17 protein-coding genes, 1 pseudogene and 1 riboswitch are annotated in these 16,090 nt (G+C 34.2%); of the genes and pseudogenes, 10 read left to right on the top strand and 8 right to left on the bottom strand.

Annotation, left to right across the window (positions count from 1 at the left end):
- Positions 1-129 precede the first annotated feature (129 nt).
- From Q0F04_RS04405 to Q0F04_RS04385, 5 genes are all read left to right on the top strand, one after another.
- Positions 130-882 carry a GNAT family N-acetyltransferase gene (locus tag Q0F04_RS04405; RefSeq protein ID WP_295750602.1) on the top strand — a complete coding sequence of 251 codons (753 nt, stop codon included), beginning with the start codon at positions 130-132 and terminating at the stop codon, positions 880-882.
- Positions 883-1,008: 126 nt separating this feature from the next.
- A riboswitch (TPP riboswitch) is annotated at positions 1,009-1,105 on the top strand.
- 187 nt (positions 1,106-1,292) lie between these two features.
- On the top strand, positions 1,293-1,826 hold the full coding sequence (gene thiW, locus Q0F04_RS04400) for an energy coupling factor transporter S component ThiW (RefSeq protein WP_117571904.1): 534 nt from the start codon (positions 1,293-1,295) through the stop codon (positions 1,824-1,826).
- Positions 1,807-2,577: a hydroxyethylthiazole kinase gene (thiM, locus tag Q0F04_RS04395; protein WP_295750599.1), complete on the top strand. Its 771-nt coding sequence runs from the start codon at positions 1,807-1,809 to the stop codon at positions 2,575-2,577. Before thiW ends, thiM begins: the two co-directional genes overlap by 20 nt.
- Entirely contained in the window at positions 2,574-3,203 is a 630-nt protein-coding gene (gene thiE / locus Q0F04_RS04390) for a thiamine phosphate synthase (protein WP_295750597.1), read from the top strand. The genes thiM and thiE overlap by 4 nt, the downstream gene beginning before the upstream one ends.
- Positions 3,204-3,249: 46 nt before the next feature.
- On the top strand, positions 3,250-4,626 hold the full coding sequence (locus Q0F04_RS04385; protein ID WP_295750595.1) for a GGDEF domain-containing protein: 1,377 nt from the start codon (positions 3,250-3,252) through the stop codon (positions 4,624-4,626).
- Positions 4,627-4,723: 97 nt separating this feature from the next.
- On the opposite strand, the gene Q0F04_RS04380 is transcribed toward Q0F04_RS04385, so the two are convergent.
- Positions 4,724-5,059, bottom strand: coding sequence for a helix-turn-helix domain-containing protein (locus tag Q0F04_RS04380; RefSeq protein WP_295750593.1), 336 nt, complete (start codon positions 5,057-5,059; stop codon positions 4,724-4,726).
- A 177-nt stretch (positions 5,060-5,236) separates the two neighbouring features.
- On the opposite strand from Q0F04_RS04380, the gene Q0F04_RS04375 reads away from it, so the two are divergent.
- From Q0F04_RS04375 to Q0F04_RS04355, 5 genes are read left to right on the top strand one after another with little or no spacing between them, the layout of a single operon-like run.
- Positions 5,237-5,833: a 4Fe-4S binding protein gene (locus tag Q0F04_RS04375; RefSeq protein WP_295750590.1), complete on the top strand. Its 597-nt coding sequence runs from the start codon at positions 5,237-5,239 to the stop codon at positions 5,831-5,833.
- A 3-nt stretch (positions 5,834-5,836) separates the two neighbouring features.
- Positions 5,837-7,324 carry a glycine betaine ABC transporter substrate-binding protein gene (locus Q0F04_RS04370; protein WP_295750588.1) on the top strand — a complete coding sequence of 496 codons (1,488 nt, stop codon included), beginning with the start codon at positions 5,837-5,839 and terminating at the stop codon, positions 7,322-7,324.
- Positions 7,321-8,115: an ABC transporter ATP-binding protein gene (locus Q0F04_RS04365; RefSeq protein WP_295750586.1), complete on the top strand. Its 795-nt coding sequence runs from the start codon at positions 7,321-7,323 to the stop codon at positions 8,113-8,115. The genes Q0F04_RS04370 and Q0F04_RS04365 overlap by 4 nt, the downstream gene beginning before the upstream one ends.
- A gap of 2 nt (positions 8,116-8,117) precedes the next feature.
- Positions 8,118-8,897, top strand: coding sequence for a protein-ADP-ribose hydrolase (locus Q0F04_RS04360; RefSeq protein ID WP_295750584.1), 780 nt, complete (start codon positions 8,118-8,120; stop codon positions 8,895-8,897).
- Complete coding sequence (locus tag Q0F04_RS04355; protein ID WP_295750582.1) at positions 8,842-9,711, top strand: Sir2 silent information regulator family NAD-dependent deacetylase; 870 nt, start codon at positions 8,842-8,844, stop codon at positions 9,709-9,711. Before Q0F04_RS04360 ends, Q0F04_RS04355 begins: the two co-directional genes overlap by 56 nt.
- Positions 9,712-9,886: 175 nt before the next feature.
- Here the strand turns inward: Q0F04_RS04355 and Q0F04_RS04350 are convergent, their stop codons facing one another.
- The 7 genes and pseudogenes from Q0F04_RS04350 to Q0F04_RS04320 form a co-directional block, all read right to left on the bottom strand.
- The gene (locus tag Q0F04_RS04350; RefSeq protein ID WP_295750579.1) at positions 9,887-10,171 is read right to left on the bottom strand and encodes an HU family DNA-binding protein; all 285 of its coding nucleotides are present in this window, start codon (positions 10,169-10,171) and stop codon (positions 9,887-9,889) included.
- A gap of 27 nt (positions 10,172-10,198) precedes the next feature.
- Complete coding sequence (locus Q0F04_RS04345; protein ID WP_295750576.1) at positions 10,199-10,741, bottom strand: NUDIX hydrolase; 543 nt, start codon at positions 10,739-10,741, stop codon at positions 10,199-10,201.
- 68 nt (positions 10,742-10,809) lie between these two features.
- Complete coding sequence (locus Q0F04_RS04340) at positions 10,810-11,445, bottom strand: ECF transporter S component (protein ID WP_117571915.1); 636 nt, start codon at positions 11,443-11,445, stop codon at positions 10,810-10,812.
- A 307-nt stretch (positions 11,446-11,752) separates the two neighbouring features.
- A complete protein-coding gene (locus Q0F04_RS04335; protein WP_295750573.1) occupies positions 11,753-12,844 on the bottom strand; it encodes a hypothetical protein in 1,092 nt (363 codons plus the stop codon).
- A 145-nt stretch (positions 12,845-12,989) separates the two neighbouring features.
- Positions 12,990-13,976: a trypsin-like peptidase domain-containing protein gene (locus Q0F04_RS04330; RefSeq protein WP_295750571.1), complete on the bottom strand. Its 987-nt coding sequence runs from the start codon at positions 13,974-13,976 to the stop codon at positions 12,990-12,992.
- A 61-nt stretch (positions 13,977-14,037) separates the two neighbouring features.
- Entirely contained in the window at positions 14,038-15,492 is a 1,455-nt protein-coding gene (locus Q0F04_RS04325) for a glutamate synthase subunit beta (protein WP_295750568.1), read from the bottom strand.
- Positions 15,493-15,507: 15 nt separating this feature from the next.
- Positions 15,508-16,090, bottom strand: a pseudogene (locus tag Q0F04_RS04320) (glutamate synthase subunit alpha); the annotation flags it as partial.

The following is a 16,090-nucleotide window of genomic DNA, read 5'->3' as shown; positions in this document are numbered from 1 at the left end:
TCGTGTAATTTCCGGTGTATTTTTATCGATATTTGACACTAAACTACACGATCTTATCGTAAAGAGAAAATATAAAAAATAGATGTGAATCATTATAAATTTTAGTATACTGATTTTGAGGTATTTAAAATGGATTATGTATATGTCACAAAAGAAAATATAGAACAAGAACACATTTGTTGTGCAATTAGTAGTAATTCAGATGAGCAAGTAAGATCTAAAAAGGATTGGTTGACAGATCGTTTTGAGGATGGGCTTGTCTTTATAAAATCAGTCTTGAGAGGGAAATGTTTTATAGAATATATTCCGGCAAAGAATGCGTGGATTCCAATTGATGCAGATAATTATATGTATATAGATTGTTTATGGGTTTCTGGATCATTAAAGGGACATGGATATTCGAATGAATTATTGAATATGTGTATTGAGGATAGTCAAAAGAAGGGGATGGATGGTATTTGTATCTTATCTACAAAAAAGAAAATGCCATATCTTGCCGATCCTAAATTTCTTGCGTATAAAGGTTTTAAAGTGTGTGATGAAGCGAGTAATGGTATTCAATTGTGGCATTTAAGCTTTAAGGATTCTGTTTTACCTAAATTTAAATCTTGTTCGAAAGATTGTCATATATCTGAATCAGGCTTTGTCTTATATTATACGAATCAGTGTCCTTTTAATGCGAAATATGTACCAATTGTTGAACAAGTAGCTAAGGAACATAACATTTCATTTAAAGTGATTCATTTAGATACAAAAGAAAAGGCGCAAAATGCGCCAACACCTATTACTACCTATGCTTTATTTTATAATGGGGAGTATGTGACAAATGATGTAATGAATGAAAAGAAGTTTTTAAAGCTTTTATCGAATTTGGGGTTGTAGTGTTACAAACCTTTATTATTTGACAGTATGATTTTGAATAATAGATAAAAAATTGATTTTGTATGTTTTCATGAATGAATTCCTCCTTGCACTTTAGTGTGTTTTGTACTAGAATTTTAGATGTAGTAAATAAATCTGGGGAGCTATTGCTGAGAGGAAGTTCGACTTCGACCCATTAAACCTGACGGATAATGCCGGCGTAGGAAGTATAGATGTTTTTTTTGACCTGTCTTTTTACGTTGCAGGTCTTTTTATTTTATTGCCTTACTGTAGGGGAGCGCCTAGAGTATAGAAAACAAGCGAGGGAGCCTGAATGGACAGGATGAGAGAGGACTGTTTGTCTAATACCGAAACCACAGATGGTTTTTTGCGTGTTTTCTAGGCCATCTGTATCTGTAGGAGGTAGTATTATGAATAAACACAATTACTTATTAAGCTTAGTCTTTTTTTCAATGATGGTAGCTGTTGGAGTGGTCATTTCACCAATTTTACGTGTGGAAGGAATGTGTCCTATGGCACACTTGATCAATATCACAATGGCCGTATTTATGGGGCCTTGGTATTCATTTCTTTGCGCTTTAGCGATTGGTTTAATTCGAATGGCTGTTATGGGAATTCCACCATTGGCTTTAACGGGAGCCGTTTTTGGAGCTGCATTATCTGGTATTTTATATCGTGTTAGTAAAGGAAAGATCTGGGCTGCTGTACTTGGTGAAATTATTGGTACTGGTTTAATTGGTTCTGTTATTTCATATCCTGTTATGGCTTACTTATGGGGTAGAACAGGACTTACATGGATGTTCTATGTACCTAGTTTTTTAATGGGTACAATCATCGGTGGAAGTATTGCGTATGTTCTATTGAAGTCAATGTCTCGTAGTGGTATTCTAGAAAATATTCAAAGAAAGTTAGGAGTGCAAAAATTTGTTGAAACAAACGAATAATTTAATTCACTGTATCACAAATCCAATTTCAATTAATGATTGTGCAAATATTATATTAGCTTTGGGGGCAAAGCCTATTATGGCTTGTCATCCAGATGAAGTGGAATCGATTACTTCAAATTCAAGTGCATTGGCATTGAACTTAGGTAACTTTGATGATGTAAGAGCTAAATCTATGATGGTTAGTGCTAAGTGTGCTAAAGAAAAAGGTATTCCATTCATTCTTGATTTAGTTGGAGTGGCTTGTTCTACACTTCGATTGGATTATGCCAAAGACCTTGTTTCTTTATATTGTCCAACCGTTATTAAAGGGAATATCAGTGAATGTAAAGCTTTTTATGGAATGACAAGTCATGCGCATGGCGTAGATGCAGATATCTTAGATGAAGAGGATATTTATGAAAGTAGTAAGTGGCTAAAAGAAATGGCTTTACATCTTGGTTGTGTAGTTGTTTGTAGTGGTAAGGTAGATGTCATTACAGATGGTAAAGAAGTATACTTGATTTCAAATGGTTGTGACATGCTTTCAAGAATTACAGGAACAGGATGTATGTTAAATGTCGCAATCGCAACATTTTTAGCGAGTTATTCTCCGTTTTCAGCTTGTGTAAAGGCAACTTGTTATTATGAAGTGGCGGCAGAAAAAACAGAGTGTAATGGTCCGGGAACTTTCCATATGCATTTTATGGATGAGATCTATAAGCTTTCAAGTTTTGATGAATCTTTGTTTAAAATAGAGGTGTTAGAATGAAAAACGTAGATTATACATTATATTTTATTACCAATTCAGATGGGTATGATGAAGAAACATTTTTAAATAAAGTAAAAGGGGCATGTTTAGGTGGGGCAACCATTATTCAGCTTCGTGAAAAAAATAAGTCAACTTTGGAATATTATGAGTTGGCTTTAAAAGTTAAAAATATAACCGATGCCTATAATATTCCATTAATTATTGATGATCGTATTGATGTCGCAATGGCTGTAGGATGTGGTGTTCATTTAGGAAATGAAGATATGCCAATTTCTGTAGCGCGTAAGATCATGGGTAAAGATTGTATTATTGGTGCTACCGCAAAGACTGTTGAGGTTGCCAAAAAAGCAGAGGCTGATGGTGCTGATTATTTAGGTTGTGGTGCTATATATCCGACAAAGACGCATGTAAAGACAAAGATTACGAGTGTTGAAACATTAAATGATATTTGTGCAGCTGTCAATATTCCTGTTTGTGCAATTGGAGGATTAAATAAAGATAATCTTTCGGTTTTAGAAAAGAGTCCAATCCAAGGTGTTTGTGTGGTATCAGCTATTATGGATCAAGACGATACAAAGTTGGCGGCTGAAGATTTAAAACAATCGATTCAAAAAATCGTGGCATAAAAAATGCCACTTTTATTTTTCTAAAATATAACCTAAAATAGTAATTATGAGAAAGAGAAAAATTTTAGCACTTTCAATCACTATTGTTGCGGTGGCATTGATTCTTGAAACTTGTATATTGCAGTTTGTGAATGATAAGAATGCGCAAACGACATCTAACGTATTATTAGATCGAGTGATTGCGGTAATAGATAAGAATGAGTCAATTGAAAGTGAATTCGTAAAATCTTTAAAAGATGATTATATTGTTCGTGCTAAGGCCATATCTTATATTGTGGATGCCAAGCCGGAAGTAGAATATGATGTCGATGAACTTCAAAAGATTGCAGGATTAATGTCTGTTGATGAAATTCATTTGATTGATGATACGGGAACAATCTATTCGGGTTCGTTACCTAAATATTTTGGATATAGTTTTGATTCAGGTGAACAAATGGCTTTCTTTAAACAAATGTTAAATAATTATGATTTAACATTATGTCAAGATGTTACGCCGAATACGGCTGAAGCTAAAGAGATGATGTATGCGATCACTTGGAATGAATCTAAAACGCATATGGTTCAAGTGGGTATTACGCCAAAGCGTCTATTAAAGGAATTAAAGCGAAACCAAATTTCTAATGTCGTTGCCGATATGCCTGTTTATAAGGGTATGGAAATTTATGTGGTGGACGCAAAGACAAAAAAGATTTTGGGAGCTACAGATACATCTTGGGTTGGCAATACGGCTCGATTTAATCATAAGGGCTATCGATATGTAAAACGGAAACATGGAGATTATATTGTAGCTGTATGTATGTCTAAGTCAATGAATGCTCAAATCAATATTGTTGCGATATGTATTGTCGGAATATACTTAACTTTAGCTTCATGTTTACTTGTTTTAATGCTTTCAAGAGTATTAAAGGAGAAGTATGAAAAAGAAAAGTATATTTATACTTCAAATATGGATGAATTAACGAAATGTTTGAATCGTCGTGCTTATGAAGTGGATATTCAAAAGTTGGATCTAAATAAAGAATGGGCTTATATCGCATTTGATTTAAACGGTTTAAAACAAGCCAATGATACATTTGGACATAGTGCAGGGGATGAACTTATTTGTGCGGCTGCCAACTGCATGAAGTTTGCGTTTGCCTCTTATGGAAAGATCTACCGTATTGGTGGAGATGAATTTGTGGCTTTATTGACTCAATCCGTAACAGATTTAGAATCCATACTACAAGTGTTTAATTCATCCATTCAGGATTGGCATGGTAAGTACTCAAATTCGATGTCTGTATCATATGGTGTCGTCAAGTCTACTGAACAAGATTTTGATTCAATTCATTCGGTTTCTAAATTAGCGGATGAAAGAATGTATAAGAGTAAATATGAGTATTATAATATGAGTGGTAATGATCGAAGAAGGTATAACGTATAAGAGTTTAGCTTCTTTTATATTTTATAAATACTCGTATTATAATATAGACAGATTAGAGAGAATCTCGACTTGATGTGTTATATATAAAAAAGGCATTCTAGGATGCCTTTTCATGATTTTGTTTATATTCTTCGCCCCAGTTTTGCAGGGCATCTAGAATAGGTTTTAAGCTTTGACCAAGCTCAGTCAATGAATATTCCACTCTAGGAGGCACTTCGGCATAGACTTTGCGATGTACAAGTCCATTTTCTTCCATGTTTCTTAATTGAGCGGTTAAGACTTTTTGAGATACGGTGCCAATACTTTTCTTTAATTCACCAAAACGTTTTGTACCAGTGATTAAATCTCTTAATATTAATACTTTCCATTTATCTCCAATTAAGGATAGTGTCGTTTCAACGGGACATGCCGGAAGTTCATTTATTTCATTCATATTTGCCTCCATGGTATCTAATAGATACTTACAGAAATAAAATAACATACTACACTTTAAGAAATCAACTTTATGTACGCAAAAGTTTCCTTGTGGTAACTAGGCCACAATATTGTGCGTACTTTTTTTTTGCGCTTTTTACACTTAGAATAAACACGAAAAGTGAGGACATGGGTTATGAATGCTGAAAAATGTTTAATGATGTTAAGAGAAATTAAAGATTGTGCTTTTGCGAGTGTGGATGAAAAGGGATTTCCACAAATTCGTATGATTGATGTCATGCTTGTGGAAAATGAAAAGCTATATTTTTGTACGGCAAGAGGGAAAGACTTTTATCATCAATTAATGCTTGATGGAAATGTCGCAATTACAGGAATGAATTCTAAGTTTCAAATGTTGCGTTTGAATGGAAAAGCCAAACGTTTAGATGATCAAAAGATGTGGATGGATCGTATCTTTGAAAATAATCTATCGATGAATGAAGTGTATCCAGATAATAGTCGTTATGTACTGGAAGCTTTCTGCATTGATCATGGAGAAATTGAGTTTTTTGATTTAGGTGTGAAACCGATTGTTCGAAACGTATATTCTTTACATGGTAGTGAAGTGAAAAAGAAAGGATACAAAATATCCGATGCGTGTATTCATTGTGGTAAATGTGAAAGAGTATGTCCACAAAGTTGCATTCAAGATTTTGTGATTCAGCAAGAACACTGTTTACATTGCGGCTTATGTTTTGAAACATGTCCCGTACAGGCGATTGAAAGGATGTAATTTATGATTGAATTATTTTTAGAGAAGAAGGAGTTCTTTTTCGATTTACTAGTAGAACACATAAAAATATCAGCTGTATCTATATTGATAGCGATTGTGATTGGATTGTTCATTGGGATATTGATTAGCGAATATAAGAAAACAAGTAAATTCGCATTGAGTGTCATTAGTTTTCTTTATACGATTCCTTCCATTTCCATGTTAGGATTCTTGATTCCATTTACAGGCGTTGGAAATACAACAGCCATTATTATATTAACGATTTATGCCTTATTACCTATGGTCCGAAATACATATACGGGACTTACAAATGTGGATGAGAACATTATTGAAGCTGCCAAAGGCATGGGGAGTACAGATTATCAAATTCTATATAAAATCAAACTTCCACTTTCTATGCCCATGATACTTTCTGGCATTCGAAGTATGGCTACTATGACGATTGCGCTTGCCGGTATCGCATCCTTTATTGGTGCTGGAGGACTTGGTGTTGCGATCTATCGAGGGATTACGACAAACAATGCGAATATGACAATGATTGGAAGTATATTGATTGCACTTCTTGCTCTATTTGTTGATTTTATTTTGGGCTGTTTAGAAAAGAAGAAAGGTTCAATTCTTGTCGTTGTATTGATTATTCTTTCTTTATCTGTATCTATGTTTTTGAATAAACAACAAGAAACGATTCATATTGCGACAAAGCCTATGACTGAACAATATATTTTAGGTGAAATGATGGATATATTGATTGAACAAGATACGAATTTAAATGTAGAAATTACCCAAGGCGTAGGTGGAGGAACATCCAATATTCAGCCGGGAATGGAAAGTGCAGAATTTGATATCTATCCAGAATATACGGGTACAGGATGGAATATGGTCTTAAAAAAAGAGGGTTTATATACGGAAGACTTATTTGAGGATCTACAAAAACAATATCAGAAGAAATATGATATGAGCTGGCTTGGTATGTATGGATTTAATGATACATACGGTTTAGTTGTACGAAAAGAAATTGCCGAACAATATGGCTTAAAAACATATTCAGATTTAAGTAGAGTTTCGTCTCAACTTGTTTTTGGAGCAGAGTATGACTTTTTTGAAAGAGAAGATGGATATGATGCACTATGTGATGCGTATGGGTTGAACTTTAAAAAGACAATGGATTTGGATATTGGACTAAAATATCAAGCTATCAACCAAGGAAAAATTGATGTTATGAATGTATTCACAACAGATGGTCAGCTTTCAACTTCAAATGTCACAGTGTTAAAGGATGATCAAAACTTATATCCTTCATATATGTGTGGAAATGTTGTTCGTAATGAAGTCTTAAAGAAACATCCAGAATTAAAAACGGTTTTAAATAAATTAACAAATACAATTAGTGATGCCCAAATGGCGAAAATGAATTATGAAGTCGAGACATTAAAAAAAGAACCTAGAGATATCGCAAAGAAATTATTAAAGGATAGGGGGTTGTTGAAGTGAGTGTAGCTGTAGAATTTAGAAATATTAAAAAGGCATATGGTGAAAATGTTGTGATTGAAGACTTAAACCTAAAAATTGAACAAGGCGAATTTGTGAGTATTGTAGGTTCAAGTGGATGTGGTAAAACAACGACATTAAAGATGGTGAATGGATTGATTGAACCTACAAGTGGAAGTGTGTTTGTCAATAATGAAGATATTAAATCAAAGAATCTTATTGAATTAAGAAGAGGCATTGGCTATGCGATTCAGGGAAGTGTTTTGTTTCCGCACTTAAATGTAGAACAAAATATTTCTTATGTACCGAATTTATTAAATAAGAAAGATAAAGCTAAGACGCGTGATGCTGTAGCCAAATGGATGCAAATCGTGGGCTTAGATGAAGATATCATGCATCGTTATCCGAATGAATTATCGGGTGGTCAGCAACAAAGAGTGGGTATCGCAAGAGCTTTAGCGGCATCCCCCTCAATATTATTGATGGACGAACCTTTTGGGGCGGTCGATGAAATTACACGAGAACAGCTACAAAAAGAAATGAAGCGAATTCATAAGGAGACAAAAATCACGATTTTATTTGTGACGCATGATATCAATGAAGCTTTAAAATTAGGTACAAAGGTGTTGGTTATGAATCAAGGAAAGATTGAACAGTATGATACACCAAAAAATATTTTAAATCATCCTGCAAGTGATTATGTAAACCAGCTAGTCTATCGCCAAAGACACATGTGTCATTTATCGGATGATCAATTAGGTGATTGTGAATACAGTGCAGTTTCAAAGGTGTAAATATGAATCAAGAAGAAAGAAGAGTATATTTAATTCAATATTTATTGAATGAAGAAAGTCAATATGAAGATATTTCAATACCTAAGAATGCGTTTGATCAAAAGAAACTATTAAGAGCCTTAATGAATGTGCGTATTCCTAAACCCATTAAAAATCAATTTCTTACCGTTCAGGATGAATATTTAAAAGAAGAGATTCAAAGAAAAGGGATTGTTTCGATTGATGATCTTGATGAAATTCAAAAAAATTTGTATGTCTGGCAAGGCGATATCACAACTTTAAAATGTGATGCGATCGTCAATGCAGCTAATAGTCAAATGCTTGGCTGTTTCTGTCCCAACCATGGATGTATTGATAATGCGATTCATACGTATGCAGGAGTACAACTTCGTTTAAAGATGCATGCAATTATGTCTTCACAACAAACTTTAGAAGAAACGGGTAAGGCAAAAATAACACCAGCTTATAATTTACCATGTCAATATATCTTGCATACGGTAGGTCCTATTGTTCGTGGTGTTGTGACAGATAAAGATAAAGCGGACTTAAAAAATTGTTACACAAGTTGTTTAGAACTAGCTGAAAAGACGGGTTTAAAAAGTATCGCATTCTGTTGTATATCAACAGGGGAATTTCATTTCCCAAATGATTTGGCAGCAAAAATTGCGATAGAAACTGTAAAGGAATATAAAAGGAAAACATCGAGTGAAATGAAGGTGATATTTAATGTTTTTAAATCCTTGGACAAACAAATCTACACAGACTTACTTGGATCAGATTGAAAAATTAAAAGAGAAGTTAAGTGATTGTGATGCGATTGTGATTGGAGCTGGAGCTGGATTATCAGTGGCTGCTGGATTTGAATATAGCGGTAAACGCTTTGATACGTATTTTGCGGATTTTAAACAAAAATATAAAATTCAAGACATGTACTCTGGAGGTTTTTATCCATTTGAATCATTGGAAGAATATTGGGCCTACTGGAGTCGATATATATGGATCAATCGTTATATGGATGCACCTAAAGATGTATATGAAACGTTATTCTCTTTGGTGAAGGATAAAGATTATTTTGTGCTTACCACAAATGTGGATCATTGTTTTCAAAAGGCGGGTTTTGATAAAAAAAGACTGTTCTATACACAAGGCGATTATGGCTTGTTTCAATGTATGACACCTTGTCATGATGAAACGTATGAAAATAAAGATTTGATTTTAGAAATGGTTTCTAAACAAAAAGATATGAAGATACCGACTGAATTGATCCCAAAATGTCCACATTGTGGTAAACCCATGACAATGAATCTTAGATGTGACAATTCATTTGTAGAAGATGAAGGATGGCACAAGGCAAGTCAAAGATATGCAGATTTTATTCGTACGAGAAAAAATCTAAAAATAGTTTTCTTAGAATTAGGGGTCGGCTTTAATACACCAGCCATTATTAAATATCCATTTATGCAGATGACGATGCATAATCCAAACGCAACTTATGTTTGTATCAATCAACAAAATATATTGTGTCCTAAAGAAATTCAATCTCAATCCATTTGTATGCAAGAAGATATTTATAAAGTAATACAAGATCTAAAATAAAAGGAAAAGCGAAATGCTTTTCCTGTTTTGATATTATTTATTGTGAGTACCCACATGACGTCCCCATGTAATAAATTAGCATTAAGAATGTTAATAAACAGTTAGTAAATCAGGTAAATATGCTATAGCTAGACAGCAGGAAAATGCCTAGGGGGTTATCAGATGGGTACTCACATTATTTATTAACCGCTTCTTTTAATGCTTTAGCTACTTTGAACTTAACAGACTTGCTGGCTTCAATTTGAATCTTTTCTTTTGTTAGAGGGTTGAATCCTTCTCTAGCTTTTCTTTCTGTGATTTCAAATTTTCCAAATCCTGCAAGATCCACAGTTTTTCCTTCACTCAATCCTTCAAAGATTTGTGTTAAGGCTGAATCAACAATTTCCGTAATGTCCTTTTTAGTTAAGTGAGAATCTTCGGCAATGTTTGAAATGATGTCCTTTTTAGTTAATTTTTCCATGTTTATAAGTCTCCTTTACACTTCCTACTATACGCCTTTTTTAACCATAAGCCAACCCATTAGATGAATTGGTTGGACAAATTCATTGTTTTTAATTAAATCATTAATTTCATCTTCTGTATATTCTTTGACTTCTATAAATTCAGTGGAATCTAGATGTTGATCACATGCCTTTTCACAATCATCGGCATAATATAAAAATGCGTAATTATCCGCAATTGTCGGATTACTAGGAATGGTATAAATATGTTTCCAGTTATTTGAAATATAGCCAGTTTCTTCTTCAAGTTCACGCTTAGCTGCAAGTAGTGCACTGTCTTTTTCATCACCTTCAATGCCACCTGCACAAAATTCTGTGGTTACTTTTTTTAAGCCATGTCTATATTGACGTACAGTTATATACTTATCATCTTTTGTTCTTGCGATAATCACGACAAAGTTTCTTCTTGAATAGTTATAGAAAGGGGAGAATTCTTTTCCATCGGGAAGAATAAAAGACTCTTTACGAAAGTCGATCCATTCATCTTGTACAATGTGTTCTGTTTTATTTAATTTCCAATTTAAATCCATTTTTATCACCCAAATCATTATAATCCAAATAAAAAAAATAGTGCAACCAAAGTTACACTATTCATTGACTATGCTTGTTGTGCGATTCCAACGTATCTTGAACTTAATGCAGTCGCTAAAGCCATATTTGAAACAACAGCTACGATGACTTCAGGAATCATGTTTGTTCCGATGACACCAGCCATAACACCGTTTAATGCAGCTTGGCTAATGCCTAAAGCTTGTGAGTATTGAGGACCGAATAAGATAACGATCAATCCTAATACCATGATTGTGTGGCATACTGTTGCTACTGCAGCGGCAATACCTGCAGCAACTGGAGTATTTTTCGCATATTTTTTAGTGAATTTAAATACATAACCAGCAATCACGCCTAATAAAATACGTGGAACTAAAGCTATTACTAAACTAAAGAAGTTACCAGAAATTCCACCAACTGTTACGAATGGAGAGAAGACAAAGCTTGTGATTCCAGGTGTCATTGTAGCACCGATGACTGATGTACATCCGAATACGAATCCTAAGAAAGCTCCTGCAGCAGGTCCCATTGTGCTAGCCAAGATAATTACAGGCACGTGCATCAATGTAACACTTAATGCGTTAATACGTAAGTATCCAATTGGTGTTAGATACATGATGATTTCGATGGCCAAAAATAAAGCCAACACGCACATCTGGCGTACTGATAGTTTTGATTTGTTCATATTTCCTCCTACTTTCGTTTCTTTTACAGAATACGATGTAACTAATCAAATTGATGCCTTCATACATAGATTATGGTCATGCAATCCATATCCACAAAAAAACATCTTAAACATTCTACAATAAAAAAAAACAGGAATCAAGTACCTGTTTTAGTTCTAAAAATTTGAAAGGGCAGCGTCCTTATCATCTCAGATAAGGGTTAGCAACCCAGTTTGCGCATATAACGCCTTCGTCATATTCAATATAACATAATTTGTTTAAAAATGTAATAAGCTCCTCTTTTGCAAATGGGTGGTAATCATTCGCTTATTTACTGTGCTTAGAGCTCATTGCATCCCGGTATCGCACTTTTTTTGGCGACAAAACTGCCAATTCTATAAATTTTAACACCTTATCATACTTGTCCTTTGGCTCGTTCATAATGAACCAAAATAGGTTTAGCCAGTCTTGGAGGTGCTCTCTATCATAAGCCCCATGATTTCTTATAAATTGTTTTAACAGTAAATGAAGATTATTGACTGGATATAAGGGATTGTCTTTATCAGATAATCCCTTTGTTTCTTTTGTTGGGTATACTTTGCTTTCTAGTTCTAATTCTTCAACCAATATGCTATGAGAATGCTCATCATCATGAACTAATACAGAACCTTTTGCAATATGCTGACTGTATGTTTCTTTTGTTGATTTTCTTGAAGGCTTTGATGTTCCCGTAATTATAAAAATTGATTTTGTTTCGTTACAGGCAACACCAACACCTATTTTATTTCTAGATATTCCTCTAAGTTTCTTTCCATCTTTTGTTACTAGTTTACTTTTTACTTTTGTAAAATATGTTTCATCCAAATATACTGTACCGTCTAGTACAACATCATCTTGTATTCCTTTTAAAACTTCGAATGTTTTGATCAGCCAATATTTACCTGTAGTGGGTGAATTTCTATTATCGTAGGCTGTTGAATTTATAGAATGGAATTCAAACAAATGCAGTAAATACTCAATCCATTCAGATATAGGTATTTTCTTAGAATCAAAGATTGTATTCGTCAAAGCTGTGAAGCGTTTACCACATTCTTTACAAATATATCTTTGTGTACCATCTTTCTTATGACCGTATTTTATAAAATCGTTGGATCCACAGAATGGACATTGTTTTATATCTAAAGAATTTATAAATTCAATTTCAAAAATAGATGATGTTGCATGTTTAGCGTCGTACCATTCTTGAACAGTATTTTCTACAAGCAACTGTCCTTCAGATTTTTTAGAATCTTCAGACCAAGTAAACGAACGTAAAGATGGATATTTTCTACGTTCATTTTTATTCATTTGTGTTTGGCGGTTCGGAGTTTCACGAGATGAATAACCAGAACCGCCAAGTTCCTCTTGATGGTTATTCACCTCATGAAGCTCTTCAAGAGCTTGCCTTTCTACAAGCGTTCTAATTATACCATTGCCTGTAACAATTTGTCACTTACCACCCATTTGCAAAAGAGGAGCTATGTAATAAAAGACTGTTTAAAATGATCTAAACAGTCTATTAGTCTTAGTTCCAAAAGTCAAATGGACTAGAGGAGTCATCATCATCTTCTTCATTATTGTTATAGTAAGAAGATTGTGTTGATGATTTACTTACATCTTTTCCTTCAAGCATTGTATTGATGGAATCTTTGACATCACTGATCGCAATCGCATAACCCATACCTTCTACATCGGTATCACTTAATTTTGCGGAGTTGATGCCAATCAATTCACCACTCATATTAAGTAGGGCACCACCAGAGTTTCCTGGATTTATAGCTGCATCCGTTTGAATATATGATTGAGATTTGTCTGTATCTGAACTTGTTGAAACACTACGATTTGTAGCCGATACAATACCCGTTGTAACAGATTGACCATAACCTAACGCATTACCAATGGCTACGACTTGTTCACCAACTTGTAACTTGTCACTATCTCCAATTGTCGCAATCGCTATTTGTTTTAGTGTATCTTCACTTAAGTCTTTCGTTTTAATGGAAATTACAGCTAAGTCACGATCTTCATCCACACCTTTTACAGTGGCCTCTACATTGGTATTATCCGCTAATGTACAAGTTAAAGTGGTAGCACCTTTAATCACGTGATAGTTTGTCAAAATATCAATTTCACCATTCTGTTTATTAATGATGACACCACTACCTACACTTGTACTTTCTTGTTGCGTAAATGGATTGCTTCTAGAATTACGTCCATATAGACTGAAATAGTTTTGTACGTCCGAAACCGATACATTGGTAATCGATACAATACTAGGCATACAGTTTTGAGCGACCTTACTTACATCTGATGTTGATTTAGTTGAAGTGTTGACTACATTTGTACTTTGAACCGTTGTATTCTCCTTATTGTAGTTATTTACTACATAGTTGACACCTTGAAAAGAACCGGCGGCAACTACACCAAAAGTAGCTGCGCTTAAAATTAATTTGGATCCTTTCTTTAATAATTTATGATTTGAATTTGGAATTCTTGGGATTTCATTTTTCATGACCTTATACCTCCTTGTTTACAATACAAGGATATGATTCCAAGCTTAAATCAACTTTAAATTATTCCATATTTGTATAACCCATTAAATACGTGTCGACTTCTTTTGCGCACTCTTTACCTTCATGGATATCCCATACAACTAAGGATTGACCTCTATGACAATCTCCAGCCGTAAAGTATTTATCTTTTACTTGATATGAATTTGGTTGAGTCACAATTGTATTTCTTTGTGAAGTTTCTAATTTAAAACTCTTCTTTAAATCATCCTCAACACCAATAAAACCAGCCGCAATCAATAATAGATCGCAATCTAAGACTTGTTCAGAACCCTTAACTTCTTCAAGCTTTCCATTGTTGAATTGTACTTTTACGGTTTTGATCTGTTTTAAATTTTTCTTATCATCTAAGATACACTCTTTCACGGTTGTTTCATAAATACGAGGATCCTTTTTAAAGACGGCAATCGCTTCTTCTTGACCATAATCAGTCTTACAGATCTTAGGCCATTCTGGCCAAGGATTACTTTCTAGTCTTTCTTCTGGGGCTTTAGGCATCATTTCAATTTGTACAACACTTGCACAACCCTGACGAATACTTGTACCTACACAATCATTTCCAGTATCACCACCACCGACAATGACGACATGTTTATATTTGGCAGAAATTTCTTCTGTGTTATCCAACAAATGTTTAGTGGCTTTTGTAAGATAGTCCACCGCAAAATAAATGCCTGTGCAATCACGATTCTTTACATTTAGATCACGTGCTTTTTTAGATCCTGTCGCAAAAATAATCGCATCAAATTCTTTTTCCAATTCCTTTTTAGTGATATCTTTACCTACATTCACATTCGTTTTAAAAATGATTCCTTCTTGCTTAAGAATGTCTAATCTTCTTTGAATCACATTCTTTTCAAGCTTCATATTTGGAATACCATACATCAATAAACCACCAATACGATCTTCTTTTTCAAAGACAGTCACAGAATGACCTCTTCGATTTAAATCATGAGCCAAAGCTAGACCTGCTGGACCTGAACCAATGATGGCGACCTTTTTATCGGAACGAACACTAGGAATATAGGCTTTCATCCAATCGTTTTTATAGGCTGTTTCAATCGTATACAATTCATTTTCTTTGATTGTGACAGGTTCTTGATCTAAACCATTCAAACAAGCCTTTTCGCAAAGGGCAGGGCATACACGGCCAGTAAATTCAGGGAATGGATTTGTTTTTAATAATCTGGATAAAGCTCTTTTATCATTGCCATTATAGATTTCATCATTCCATTCCGGAATCAAGTTGTGTAAAGGACAGCCAGTCACCATGTTTTTTAATTTAATGGCTGACTGACAAAAGGGAACGCCACAGTTCATGCAGCGTGCACCTTGTTTACGTCTAGTTTCTTCATCTAAAAAAGGATGAAATTCATTAAAGTTTGTGATACGAGAAAGAGGTTGGATGGCCTCGTTTTCTTGTCTTTCATATTCTAAAAATCCTGTTGGTTTTCCCATAATCCTTCATCCTTTCTAAGCATGTACCTGTTCAAAAGCCATAAGACTGGCTTCATCATCATGATAGCCTTTGGCCTTTAATTCTTGAATCAATGTAGTGATCTTTTCATAATCCTTAGGTACGATCTTTTTAAAGTTGGATAGTTCAGAATCAAAATTTGATAAAATCTTTTCTGCAACATCCGAATTTGTATATTTATAGTGATTCTTTAATAATTGCGTTAATGTTTCAATATCTGCTTTACCACTTACTTCATATGTATTGACTAATTGTTTATTTAAACGTGTATATAAATCATGGTTCGGATCATAAATATACGCAATACCACCAGACATACCGGCAGCCAAGTTTTTACCTGTTTGACCTAAGATCACAACAGTACCACCTGTCATATATTCAAGTCCATGATCTCCAACACCCTCTACTACAGCACTTGCTCCTGAGTTACGTACCGCAAAACGCTCTCCAGCCATACCACGAATATAAGCTTCACCACTAGTAGCACCATATAAGGCAACGTTTCCAATAATGACATTTTCATTTGGCTTAAAAGTCGCTTCTTTATTCGGTTGAATGATCAATTTACCACCCGATAAG

The organism is uncultured Holdemanella sp. (assembly GCF_934772795.1).
In the GTDB taxonomy this organism is placed as follows: domain Bacteria; phylum Bacillota_I; class Bacilli_A; order Erysipelotrichales; family Erysipelotrichaceae; genus Holdemanella.
The sequence above is the reverse complement of the archived record's forward strand: the minus strand, read 5'-3'. Positions and strand labels throughout refer to the sequence as shown.

Coding starts and splice junctions, on each gene's coding strand:
- Q0F04_RS04350 (WP_295750579.1), bottom strand. CDS start 10,171: ATGGAAAAATTAACTAAAAAGGACATCATTTCAAACATTGCCGAAGAT.
- Q0F04_RS04385 (WP_295750595.1), top strand. CDS start 3,250: ATGAGAAAGAGAAAAATTTTAGCACTTTCAATCACTATTGTTGCGGTG.
- Q0F04_RS04345 (WP_295750576.1), bottom strand. CDS start 10,741: ATGGATTTAAATTGGAAATTAAATAAAACAGAACACATTGTACAAGAT.
- Q0F04_RS04380 (WP_295750593.1), bottom strand. CDS start 5,059: ATGAATGAAATAAATGAACTTCCGGCATGTCCCGTTGAAACGACACTA.
- Q0F04_RS04355 (WP_295750582.1), top strand. CDS start 8,842: ATGTTTTTAAATCCTTGGACAAACAAATCTACACAGACTTACTTGGAT.
- Q0F04_RS04340 (WP_117571915.1), bottom strand. CDS start 11,445: ATGAACAAATCAAAACTATCAGTACGCCAGATGTGCGTGTTGGCTTTA.
- Q0F04_RS04325 (WP_295750568.1), bottom strand. CDS start 15,492: ATGGGAAAACCAACAGGATTTTTAGAATATGAAAGACAAGAAAACGAG.
- Q0F04_RS04405 (WP_295750602.1), top strand. CDS start 130: ATGGATTATGTATATGTCACAAAAGAAAATATAGAACAAGAACACATT.
- Q0F04_RS04360 (WP_295750584.1), top strand. CDS start 8,118: ATGAATCAAGAAGAAAGAAGAGTATATTTAATTCAATATTTATTGAAT.
- Q0F04_RS04370 (WP_295750588.1), top strand. CDS start 5,837: ATGATTGAATTATTTTTAGAGAAGAAGGAGTTCTTTTTCGATTTACTA.
- Q0F04_RS04330 (WP_295750571.1), bottom strand. CDS start 13,976: ATGAAAAATGAAATCCCAAGAATTCCAAATTCAAATCATAAATTATTA.
- Q0F04_RS04375 (WP_295750590.1), top strand. CDS start 5,237: ATGAATGCTGAAAAATGTTTAATGATGTTAAGAGAAATTAAAGATTGT.
- thiW (WP_117571904.1), top strand. CDS start 1,293: ATGAATAAACACAATTACTTATTAAGCTTAGTCTTTTTTTCAATGATG.
- thiE (WP_295750597.1), top strand. CDS start 2,574: ATGAAAAACGTAGATTATACATTATATTTTATTACCAATTCAGATGGG.